Source organism: Sphingopyxis sp., from assembly GCF_036402335.1.
GTDB lineage: Bacteria > Pseudomonadota > Alphaproteobacteria > Sphingomonadales > Sphingomonadaceae > Sphingopyxis.
In genome coordinates this window covers 1-10621 of sequence record NZ_DASWTD010000580.1, presented here as the reverse complement: position 1 = coordinate 10621, position 10621 = coordinate 1, and the positions used below count along the sequence as shown (strand labels likewise).

General features: G+C 64.8%; 15 protein-coding genes. 12 read left to right on the top strand and 3 right to left on the bottom strand.

Going from position 1 to position 10621, the window contains the following annotated elements; all coding sequences use genetic code 11:
• The 8 genes from VGD20_RS18825 to VGD20_RS18790 all read left to right on the top strand — a co-directional run.
• Positions 1 to 2219 (top strand): M16 family metallopeptidase (locus tag VGD20_RS18825; RefSeq protein ID WP_331135908.1); only part of this gene is annotated, 2219 nt, incomplete at its 5' end.
• 26 nt (positions 2220 to 2245) lie between these two features.
• Positions 2246 to 2548, top strand: a complete 303-nt coding sequence (locus VGD20_RS18820) for a hypothetical protein (RefSeq protein WP_331135907.1) — start codon at positions 2246 to 2248, stop codon at positions 2546 to 2548.
• Positions 2549 to 2669: 121 nt separating this feature from the next.
• On the top strand, positions 2670 to 3914 hold the full coding sequence (locus VGD20_RS18815; protein ID WP_331135906.1) for a multidrug effflux MFS transporter: 1245 nt from the start codon (positions 2670 to 2672) through the stop codon (positions 3912 to 3914).
• Positions 3915 to 4027: 113 nt separating this feature from the next.
• Complete coding sequence (gene ung / locus VGD20_RS18810) at positions 4028 to 4744, top strand: uracil-DNA glycosylase (RefSeq protein ID WP_331135905.1); 717 nt, start codon at positions 4028 to 4030, stop codon at positions 4742 to 4744.
• Positions 4741 to 5499 (top strand): sulfite exporter TauE/SafE family protein, encoded by a 759-nt coding sequence (locus VGD20_RS18805; protein WP_331135904.1) that lies wholly within the window; start codon positions 4741 to 4743, stop codon positions 5497 to 5499. The genes ung and VGD20_RS18805 overlap by 4 nt, the downstream gene beginning before the upstream one ends.
• Before the next feature lie 16 nt (positions 5500 to 5515).
• On the top strand, positions 5516 to 5797 hold the full coding sequence (locus VGD20_RS18800; protein WP_331135903.1) for a DUF427 domain-containing protein: 282 nt from the start codon (positions 5516 to 5518) through the stop codon (positions 5795 to 5797).
• Between the two features lie 5 nt (positions 5798 to 5802).
• Positions 5803 to 6264: a YaiI/YqxD family protein gene (locus VGD20_RS18795; RefSeq protein ID WP_331135902.1), complete on the top strand. Its 462-nt coding sequence runs from the start codon at positions 5803 to 5805 to the stop codon at positions 6262 to 6264.
• A 155-nt stretch (positions 6265 to 6419) separates the two neighbouring features.
• Complete coding sequence (locus VGD20_RS18790; RefSeq protein ID WP_331135901.1) at positions 6420 to 6608, top strand: hypothetical protein; 189 nt, start codon at positions 6420 to 6422, stop codon at positions 6606 to 6608.
• 91 nt (positions 6609 to 6699) lie between these two features.
• Here VGD20_RS18790 and VGD20_RS18785 read toward each other — a convergent pair whose 3' ends face one another.
• Positions 6700 to 6921 (bottom strand): hypothetical protein, encoded by a 222-nt coding sequence (locus VGD20_RS18785; protein WP_331135900.1) that lies wholly within the window; start codon positions 6919 to 6921, stop codon positions 6700 to 6702.
• Between the two features lie 102 nt (positions 6922 to 7023).
• On the opposite strand from VGD20_RS18785, the gene VGD20_RS18780 reads away from it, so the two are divergent.
• From VGD20_RS18780 to VGD20_RS18765, 4 genes are all read left to right on the top strand, one after another.
• On the top strand, positions 7024 to 7713 hold the full coding sequence (locus VGD20_RS18780) for an alpha/beta hydrolase (protein WP_331135899.1): 690 nt from the start codon (positions 7024 to 7026) through the stop codon (positions 7711 to 7713).
• 48 nt (positions 7714 to 7761) lie between these two features.
• Positions 7762 to 8109, top strand: a complete 348-nt coding sequence (locus tag VGD20_RS18775; protein ID WP_331135909.1) for a DUF962 domain-containing protein — start codon at positions 7762 to 7764, stop codon at positions 8107 to 8109.
• A gap of 71 nt (positions 8110 to 8180) precedes the next feature.
• On the top strand, positions 8181 to 8384 hold the full coding sequence (locus VGD20_RS18770; RefSeq protein ID WP_331135898.1) for a DUF2061 domain-containing protein: 204 nt from the start codon (positions 8181 to 8183) through the stop codon (positions 8382 to 8384).
• 50 nt (positions 8385 to 8434) lie between these two features.
• Positions 8435 to 8863, top strand: a complete 429-nt coding sequence (locus VGD20_RS18765; protein ID WP_331135897.1) for an OsmC family protein — start codon at positions 8435 to 8437, stop codon at positions 8861 to 8863.
• On the opposite strand, the gene VGD20_RS18760 is transcribed toward VGD20_RS18765, so the two are convergent.
• Together VGD20_RS18760 and VGD20_RS18755 are read right to left on the bottom strand one after the other, a co-directional pair.
• Positions 8860 to 9435 carry a hypothetical protein gene (locus VGD20_RS18760; RefSeq protein ID WP_331135896.1) on the bottom strand — a complete coding sequence of 192 codons (576 nt, stop codon included), beginning with the start codon at positions 9433 to 9435 and terminating at the stop codon, positions 8860 to 8862. The two genes, VGD20_RS18765 and VGD20_RS18760, sit on opposite strands and share 4 nt — an antisense overlap.
• A 94-nt stretch (positions 9436 to 9529) precedes the next feature.
• Positions 9530 to 10621 (bottom strand): hypothetical protein (locus tag VGD20_RS18755; RefSeq protein ID WP_331135895.1); only part of this gene is annotated, 1092 nt, incomplete at its 5' end.

Here is a 10621-nt window from a genome sequence, read left to right as displayed (position 1 = left end):
GGTTCACCGACAATTACGGCCCGAACAATGCGGTGCTCGTGCTCGCAGGCGACGTCGACGTCGCCACGGCGAAAGCCAAGGTGCAGGAATGGTTCGGCGACATCCCCCGCGGTCCCGAAGTGAAGGCGCCCGTCACGTCGGTCCCGTCGCTGCCCGCGCCGCTCGCGAAAGAGGTCAAGGACCTCGTCCCGACGACGCGCATCTATCGCATGTGGGCGATCCCCGGCCTCAACGATCCCGAAGCGGTGCCGCTGCAGATGGCGATGAGCGTGCTCGGCGGCCTGTCGTCGTCGCGCCTCGACAATGCGCTCGTGCGCAAGGACCCGATCGCGGTGAGCGTTTCGGCAGGTGCGCAGCCGTTCGAGGATGCCGGCATTCTGCTCGTGCAGGCCGATGTGAAGCCGGGGGTCGAACCGGCGGTGGTCGCGAAGCGGCTCGACGAGGAAATCGCGGGCTTCCTCGCGAGCGGACCCACCGCCGACGAACTGCAGCGCACCGCTGCCAGCTATCTGGCGGGAACGATTTCGGGGCTGGAATCGGTCGGCGGCTTTGGCGGCAAGGCGGTGACGCTCGCCGAAGGCGCGCTCTATTCGAACAATCCCGCCTATTACAAGGTCGAGCTCGACCGGATGGCGAAGGCAACCCCCGAACAGGTCAAGGCGGTGGCACAAAAATGGCTGTCGCGCCCCGCCTTCTCGCTGACCTATACGCCCGGCGAGCGCACCGAGGGCGGCGAGAACCGCGGCGGCGCGGTGACGGGCGGCAAGGTGACAGCGCCGATCCAGCCCGACCGCTACTGGAACGAGGCGCTCGGCGACATCGGCCCCGATACGGGCGGCGCGTCGTCCTTCGCCGACCGGTCGCAATTGCCGGCGGTCGCCGATCTGACCGCGCTCGACTTTCCCGCGATCGAACGCACGAAGCTCAAGAATGGGGTCGAGGTCGTCTTCGCGCGCCGCTCGACGGTTCCGACGGTCAATGTCGCGGTCAGCTTCGACGCGGGCTATGCCGCCGACCCGCACAGCGCGCTCGGCACCCAGTCGCTGATGCTCAGCCTGATGGACGAAGGCACGACGAGCCTCGATTCGATTGCCTTTGCCGAGGCGAAGGAGCGCCTCGGCGCGCAGATCGATGCGAGCGCCAATGCCGACGAGACGGTGTTCAGCCTGTTCGCGCTGAAGCCCAATCTCGGCGCGTCGCTGGGCCTGCTCGCCGACTATATCCGCAATCCGGCGTTCGACGGCAAGGAACTCGAGCGCGTCCGCGCGCAGCAGCTCAACCGGCTCCAGGCCGAACTCAACAACCCGAACGCCATTGCCTCGCGCGTGCTGATGCCGGTGCTGTATGGCGCCGACCATCCCTATGGTATCCCGCCGTCGGGCCTTGGCGATGCGAAAGCGGTAACCGCGGCGACGCGCGATCAGCTCGCGGCGTTTCATGCGACATGGATTCGTCCCGACAATGCGCGCGTCTTCGTCGTTGGCGATACGACGCTCGCCGAAGTGAAGAAACAGCTCGACGCGACGCTGGGGCAATGGAAGGCCCCGGCGACGGCGAAGCCGGTCAAGCATTTCGACATCGCGATCCCGGCGCCCAAACCGCGCATCCTGCTGTTCGACCGGCCGAAATCGCCGCAGTCGGTGATTCTCGCCGGCAAGGTCCTCGACGCCAAGGGCGGCGACAAGCTGGAAATCCTGCGCTCGGCGAACGACATCTTCGGCGGCAATTTCCTGTCGCGCTTCAACACCAATCTGCGCGAAACCAAGGGCTGGTCCTATGGCGTGCGCAGCCGGATCTCGGGCGATCAGGATCGGCTGACCTGGGTTGCCGCGGCGCCGGTGCAGGCCGACCGTACGGGCGATTCGATCAAGGAGCTGCAAAGCGATCTCAGGAGCTTTCTTGGCGACAAGGGCGTGACGAAGGACGAACTCGAGCGCACGATCAACGGCAGCGTTCGCGAACTGCCGGGTAGCTTCGAAACCTCGGGTGATGTGCTCGGCGGGCTCCGCCAGATCGTCAAGTTCGGCCGGCCCGACAATTATTACGAAACGCTGCCCGCAACCTATGAAGCGATGACCGCGCCCGAAATCGACGCGGCGGCGCGAAAGGCGCTCAGCACCGACGACCTCGTCTATGTGATCGTCGGCGACGCGGCGGTGGTAAAACCGCAGCTTGACGGATTGGGTTTGCCGGTGGAAACGGTGTCTCCCGCTAACTAACATCAGTTTCAGTAAGGAGAGCCCAGATGTCTCAAGTCGATGGCAGCTATGATTGCGTTACCAAATCGCCGATGGGCGACCAGAAGTCGGTTTTCACCGTCAGCAGCGACGGCGGCAGCTTCACCGGCCAGAATGCCGGCGCGATGGGTTCGCTCGATGTCGAAAATGGCAAGGTCGACGGCAACAAGCTGACCTGGACCATGAACATGAAGGTGCCGATGCCGATGACGCTCGAATGCGAAGCGACGATCGACGGCGACGCGCTGACCGGCACGATCAAGGCTGGCGCGTTCGGCTCGATGGCGATGACCGGTACTCGCCAGGGCTGAGCGACCGGAAATGAAAATGCGAAGGGCCGTCCGTACCGGGCGGCCCTTTTGCTTTGCATAGCAATGCCCTTTTGCCTTGGGGGCTATCCAAAGCGGCGACATGGGCGCATAGGCTGCCGCCATGCACAAGCCGGCCCAATCCCCCCAACGGAGCCTGCCGGGCGACCGTGAGATGGTGGTCATGATGGCGATGGTCATGGCGCTCAATGCGCTCGCCATCGACGCGATGCTGCCTGCCCTGCCGGCGATCGGCGAGGCACTGGGCGTGGCCGTCGCCAATGATCGGCAATATGTCATTTCGCTCTATCTGCTCGGCATCGGTTTCGGATCGCTGCTCTATGGGCCGCTGTCGGACCGGTTCGGGCGCAAGGGCGTACTCGTCCCGGCATTGTTCGCCTATCTCGCGCTCGCGATCGGCTGCGGCCTGTCGACGAGTTTCGAAATGCTGCTGGCGCTGCGTTTCGTCCACGGGCTGGTGAGCGCCGCGCTGGGCGTCATCGTCGTCGCGGTGATCCGCGACCTGTTTGCGGGCGATGCGATGGCGAAGCGGCTGTCGCTGATCTTCCTCGTCTTCATGATCGTGCCAATCATCGCCCCGACGATCGGCGCAGGAATCGCGGCGGTTGCGGGCTGGCGCGCGATCTTCGTCGTACTCGCGGCGATGTCGATCGTGATGCTGCTCTGGCTCCGCCGCCTTCCCGAGACGCTCGACCCCGCCGACGTGCGTCCGCTCGATCTTCGGACGATGATGGCGGGCTGGGCGACGGTGACCCGGCACCGCCGCGCCGCGGGTTATATGATCGCGTCGGGGATGATGCAGGGATCGCTCTATGGCTATCTGAACAGCAGCGAGCAGATCATCGCCGAGGTGTTCGGTGCGCGGACCTGGTTTCCGCTTATCTTTGCCTGTGTCGCGGTGGGTATCGCGATCGCGAACTTCTCCAATGCCGCGATCGTCGAGCGGTTCGGCGCGCGGCGGGTTTCGCAGTCGGCGGTCCTTGCCTTCATGGCGACCTCGATCCTGCAGATTATCGCGGCGCTCAGTGGAGCCGAGACCTTGTGGATGTTCACTGCGCTCATGATGGTCAATGTGGGCCTGATCGGCTTTATCGGCAGCAATTTCGGGTCGATCGCAATGGAGGATTTCGGCCACATGGCCGGCGTTGCGTCATCGTACCAGAGCTTTGCCAAGACGTTGCTCGCCGCGACTGTCGGTGCGGCGATCGGCCAGCAGTATGACGGCACGACATTGCCGCTGGCCTACGCCTTTCTGGTCAGCGCCGTGGTCGGCCTGACCCTGGTCTTCTGGGCCGAGCGCGGCAAGCTGTTCACCCGACCGGGAACCGCGCCGAAAAGCCCGTACTGACCCCGGATCAAGTCCGGGGCGACGACGGAGATGGGGCTGCTTCCGGTCGAAAGCCGCCATCCGCCATTCGCCGGGACTGGACAAGTCCGCGTCGCTCTGGTGAAGCGCGGGGCATGGCCGAGATCAAACTGCATCCCGACTGGCTCGCAGCGATAGGCGGCGAGTTCGAGCAGCCCTATATGGCCGCGCTCAAGGCGTTTCTCGCGGAAGAACGCGCGAAGGGGAAAGCGATCTTTCCGCGGCCGCGCGACTGGTTCGCCGCGCTCGACGCGACCCCGCCGGGGCGCGTGCGCGTAGTTATCCTCGGGCAGGATCCCTATCATGGGCCGGGGCAGGCGCATGGGCTGTGCTTTTCGGTCCAGCCGGGGGTGCGGACGCCGCCGAGCCTCATCAATATCTACAAGGAAATGCAAAGCGACCTCGGCATCGCGCGCGCGTCGCATGGATATCTCAAACATTGGGCGGAGCAGGGCGTGTTGCTGCTCAACAACTGTCTGACGGTCGAGAGCGGCATGGCCGCGTCGCATCAGGGCAAGGGGTGGGAGAAGTTCACCGATGCGGTTGTCGCCGCGGTCGCCGCCGATCCCGCGCCGAAGGTATTCATCCTGTGGGGCAGCCATGCGCAGAAAAAGGCGGCGAATGTGCGGGGACTCGGCGCGGGAAGCCCGCACCTGATCCTGCGCGCGCCGCACCCCTCGCCGCTGTCGGCGCATAACGGCTTTTTCGGATCGCGGCCGTTCAGCCAGGCGAACGCCTTTCTGGAGGCGCGGGGACGCGGGGCGATCGACTGGCAACTGCCCGAAACGCCCGACGTCTCCCCTGCCGAATGAGCTTGCTCGCCGATCCGCTGACGCTGCTGGTGCTCGCCATCGCGGTGGTCCTGCTCGGGCTCGCCAAGGGCGGATTGTCGGGCGTCGGCGCGCTCGCGACGCCGCTCGTTGCATTGGTGCTGCCGCCGACGATCGCCGCCGCGCTGCTGCTCCCGATCCTGATCGTGCAGGACGTCGTCAGCGTCTGGTCGTTCCGCAAGACGTGGGACGGCTGGGTGATCGGCTGGATGCTGCCCGGTGCCGCAGTCGGAATCGCCGCGGGCTATGCCTATGCCGAGCGCGTCGACGAGGCGAAGCTGATGGCGGCGCTCGGCGCGATCACGCTGGCGTTCGGCCTCTATCGCCTGTGGGTCGAGCGCGGCGGGCGCGTCGTCGCCGCGTCGACGTCGCCGGGCTGGGTCGGCAGCCTGTTCGGCGTGGCGACGGGCTTCACCAGCCAGATTGCGCACGCCGGCGGCCCGCCGTTCCAGATGTGGGTGACGCCGCGCCGCCTGCCGCACCTCGTCTTCGTCGGCACGAGCTCGATCCTGTTCGCCGCGATCAACTGGATGAAGGTTCCCGCCTATATCGCGCTCGGCGCCTTCCCGCACGAAGTGCTCGTCGCCGCGGCGCTGCTGATGCCGCTCGCGATCGTCTCGACCCTGCTCACCGTACGATGGCTGAAACGGATCGATGGCGCGCGTTTCTATGTTATCATCTACCTGCTGATGGTCCTGCTCGGCGCGAAGCTGGTGTGGGACGGGTTGGCGGCCTGACGCTGGAGGTGGATCGATGGTACAGGCACGGTGGAACGGCGCGGTGATCGCCGACAGCGACGACACGGTCGTCGTCGAGGGCAATCATTATTTCCCGCGCGACGAGGTCGACGCGGCGGTTCTGTCGGACAGCGCGACGACGAGCATCTGCCCGTGGAAGGGGACCGCGCACTATCATCATGTCACCGTCGGCGGGCAGGTGAACACCGACGCGGCCTGGTATTATCCCGAGCCCAAGGAGGCAGCGGCAGCGATCCGCGATCGCATCGCTTTCTGGAAAGGCGTCGAGGTCAGCTGACTTCGATGACTACGACTCCCCAGATCCTCGTCGATGCCGACGCATGCCCCGTGAAGGACGAAATCTATCGTGTCGCATGGCGGCACGGAACGCCGGTCAAGGTGGTCAGCAACAGCCGGCTGCGCGTGCCCGAGCACCCGCTGATCGAACGCGTCGTCGTATCGGATGGTTTCGATGCCGCCGACGACTGGATCGCCGAGGCGGCCGATGCCCGGTCGATCGTGATCACTGCCGACATCTTGCTCGCCGACCGCGCGCTCAAGGCGGGAGCGAGCGTGATCGGGCCGAACGGCAAGCCCTTTACGCTGGCGTCGATCGGCCCCGCGATCGCGACGCGCGCGATCATGGCGGACCTGCGCGCGGGGATAGGCGATGCGATGGGCGGTCCGCGGCCCTTTTCGAAAGCCGACCGTTCGCAATTTCTGCAGGCGCTGGATAGCGCGCTGGTGCGGCTCAAGCGCGGGTAGCATTTTTCTTCGCTTTGTTTTCAAAGCTTTGTGAAATTTCTTCGGGCGAGTGATGGCGATCACGGCCGGCAGCGACGACGCGCGGCATAAGTCTGGTCATCGGGAACGTCCCGAGCCCAATTCGCACAAGCCCGCAAATTGAAAAGGAAAGACCCATGACCAGAAAGACGATCTTCGCCCCCGTTCTTGCACTTGCCATCCTCGCTTCGGCGACCCCCGCGATGGCGCAGTCGGCGCAGCCCGCACAGGGCGGCATGTCGCTGAGCGCCGGTCCGATCGACTATCTGATCGGCCTGCTGCTTCCCGCCGTGCAGGCAGCCCGCGAAGCCGCTCGCCGCGCCTGATCCGAACTTTCGTTCCCGGCCTCCCGCGCCGATTCGGAACCGACCCTCCCGCCCCCGCGACCCGGGCGGGAGGGTCGTCGTTTTCTGTCGATCAGTTTCCTGCGCGGCGGTGCATGACAAAGGCAAGCAGCAGCACCGCGGTGATCACGCCGACGATCGTGCCCGCGCCCGTCGTCATCATGCTGATCGATGCCGCCGGGTCGTTCGAATTCCACGCGCCGCTCCGGGTCTGTTCGACCATATACCAGGCGCCAAGGATGACGATGAGGTCGAGCCCGACCAGACCGACCAGCGCGCGCGTCGATTTCTTCATGGAATATCCCCTCTCCCGAAATTCCGACCGCTTTCTTCGCTGTCGGGCGCCCGCGCGCTATGGTAGCTTCGCGCCTGTCGAAATTCCACCGGAGTCGGGCCCATGACAGAGCTTCCCGCGATCGTCCTCGTTCACGGCTTCTGGGGCGGAGCAGCGCATTGGGCCAAGGCGATCGTCGAACTCGACCGGCTGGGTCACAAGGGTATCCGCGCGGTCGAATTGCCGCTGACGTCGCTTGCGGGCGACGCGGCGCGGACACGTCAGATCGCCGCGCAGGTCGAGGGGCCGGTCCTGCTGGTCGGCCACAGCTATGGCGGCGCGGTGATCACCGAAGCAGGGACGGCACCTAATGTCGCAGGGCTCGTATATATTGCGGCCTTCGCGCCCGACGCCGGCGAAAGTCCCGGCGCGCTGACGCAGCAGCATCCGCCCGCGGGCGCGGCGAACCTCGCGCCCGATGCCGACGGCTATCTGTGGGTCAGGCCCGACAAGTTCCACGAAAGTTTCTGCCAGGACCTTGGCGCCGACGAGGCGCTGGTGATGGCGGTGACGCAAAAGGCGCCGCTCGCCTCGACCTTTGGCGAGGCGATCAGCGATCCGGCGTGGCGCTCGAAGCCGAGCTGGTATCAGATTTCGAGCGAAGACCGGATGATCGATCCCGCGAACCAGAAGGCGATGTCGGACCGGCTCGGCGCGCGCAAGATCATCACACTCGATGCGGGGCATGCCTCGCTCGCGTCGCGGCCCGCTGAAGTCGCGGCGCTGATCGACGAGGCGGCGCGCAGCCTCTAGGGTCAGGATATGGTTGACCCGCGCCGCCGCGACGGGCAGCATCGGGCGATGGTGCGCCAATATACGACCTTCGCCGAATTCTGGCCCTTTTACCTGCGTGAGCATAGCAAGGCGTCAACGCGTGCGTTGCATTATGTCGGAACCAGCCTCGTCGTGCTGATCGCGATGGCCGCAGTGCTGAGCGGGCGCTGGGCTTGGCTGATCGCGCTTCCGCTGGCCGGCTATTTCTTTGCGTGGGTCGCGCATTTCGGGGTCGAGAAGAACCGCCCGGCGACCTTTACCTATCCGCTGTGGAGCCTTGCCGCCGATTTCAGAATGTGGGGGTTGTGGCTGATCGGACGGCTCGGTCCCGAACTCGAGCGGGCGGGTGTCGTGCGGGAAAATCGATCAGGCTGACCGAAAGCGCCCTCTGGCGCTTGTTGCGAATCGTTCTTAACTTGGCACTTCGTCCTTCGGAGATGCGTGCCATGCCCCTCGATCTGATCAAGACCTTCACCTACCTCTCGATCCACCTGACGATCGGGTTCAGCGTCGCCTATGTGATGACCGGATCGGTCGCGCTGGCGGGCGGGATCGCGATCATCGAGCCCTGTATCAATGCCGTCGCATTCTTCTTCCATGAAAAGGCGTGGAAGCGCGTCGGCGCCCGGCCTAAGCTGTTGCCTGCCTGAGGACACGAGTCCGCATATGCGACCCCTGATCTAACCCGAGGAGACCAAGCATGACCGTCAATCGCGCATCCGCCCGCTACGAAGGTTTCGGCAAGGAGGGCAAGGGATCGATCACGACCAGGTCGGGCGTGCTCGACAAGCAGCCCTATGGTTTCGGCACGCGCTTCGAAGGCCAGCCGGGGACGAACCCCGAGGAACTGATTGCGGCGGCGCATGCGGCGTGCTTCACGATGGCGCTGTCGTTCGGCCTCGCACGTGCGGGCTATTCGGGCGACACGCTCGAAACCAGCGCGGAAGTGACGCTTGAGCAGCAGGACGGGGGCTTCACGATCACCAAGTCGGCGCTGACGTTGACCGGCAAGGTGCCGGGAATTCCCGTCGACGAATTCGCCAAGATCGCCGAAGAGGCCGAGAAGAATTGCCCGGTTTCGAAGCTGCTCAACTGTGAAATCACCTTGGAGCATAATCTGGAAGCTTAGGCGGCGCGGAGCATCGGCGCGGGCAGTTCGTCGGCCATGAAGCCGAAGCTGCCTTGCGCGGGTGGTTCCAATGTCCAGCTTTTCAGCACGCGATGGCGGCGATGGCCGATGTGGCTTTCGATGAGCACGAGGTCGCGCGGGGTCCAGTTCCATGCGAGCGGGACGGGATCGAATTCGCATGTCCCGTAACCGAGCGTGATGTGTGGCCGGAGGCCAGACTTGCGATGCATCGGCTCGATGCCCTGCGTGGCGAGGCGCGCGATAGTCGCCTCATAGGTCTGGCGGATCGCGCCGATGCTGCCAGCGGTGATCAATTCGGCGCCGGCGCCGCGCGAAACGATGCGGCCGAAGGGAATCGGGCTCGCCGCGGGAAGGCCGGCGCTGAACGCCTTGGCGACTTGGCCGTGCAGGAAGGGTTGCGGCTCCATCGTTTCGGCGATCGTGCACAGCGTCAGATGGTACAGCTGGGGCTTGAGCCCCGCGAAGAGGTCATCCGGAACGGCCGGCAATTGGCGCGCGAGCCAGCCAGCGCGATCGGCGCTCACCTGAAACCCCAGGAAATAGCGGAACATCGGGTCCATCATCCATTCCTCCGAATCGGATCAATGTTCCTATTATGTTCTCTTTCGATGGAAGAGTCGAATCGTCGTGCGGCGCCGCACGGATTTATTTCTGCACCGGGTATCCGGGAAGCGACTGGCCGGGTTCGATATGCAGGCACGACTTCGTTATTGTGCCTTTCTGGTTTGATCGGGTCCACACCTGAAACTCGGTCTGACGGTTCGGGCTGTCGAGATGGCCATAGGCCTTTTCGATGATCAGCAGCAGTTCGTGCGTTGCCGAGCGGCCGTCCCTTGCCCGGACGGCGTGCGAGATCAGGCCGGTATAGAGTGTCTCGCCGACCATCAGGCATCCTTCGCCGGTATTGATGCCGCCGGCCGTCGTGCGCGTGTCGAAATTGAGATTCAATTCTTCGTCCACACCGGGCGAATCGGGGCAGGTGCGAATTTCGGGACCTTTCCCCTCGGCATGGCGCGATCCCGCGCCTGCCTGCGTGAAGTTGGTGCCGTTCGCGAGATCGCCGATCACTGTCGAGCGCGGATAGACATGCGTCTGGTCGGCGGCGATACCGAGCATCCGCAGCATCGATTCCATCAGATAGGTCGCCTCGCCGCAATGGCCGCGTGCGGTGGTGCCGCATTCGAGCAGATGCCAGAGCCATTCGGGCGAATGCTGCATCTGGCCCGCCGCGCCGCCGAAGGTCGATTTCGATTGCGTCGATATCGGATAGCGCGCGGGCGAAGCCTTGTCCTGGATCGATATATCTTCATGGCCGTTGACCGAGTGCTGGATCCGGTGCGCGATCTGGTGGTCGCCCTTGTAACTGCGTCCGGGAGGCAGGTCCTTCTCGGCGCCGAGAAATCGCGTCAGCATCTCGATGCGGCTTTCGGTCACCGGATTGGCGAGGCCGTTCGACAGTTCGGCGATCGGCGTCGCATAGCTCGCATAGATGCGGTGCGGCCCCGACTGCCTTCCGGGGCGCGGCTGCTCGACGCGGCCCCATGTGCCGGTTTCGGGCAGATAGATATTCCAGCGCAACCGCGTAATATATTGGGTGATGTGATCGGGCGGGAGCGGCAGTTTCGCATGCAGCGTCAGTTTCTGACGTCCTCCGGTCGCGACGGTTTCGCCGCTTTCGAAAGACAGATATTTCGGGCCGTTGCCGGCATAGGTGTCCGTCACTGGATCCCAGCGGCC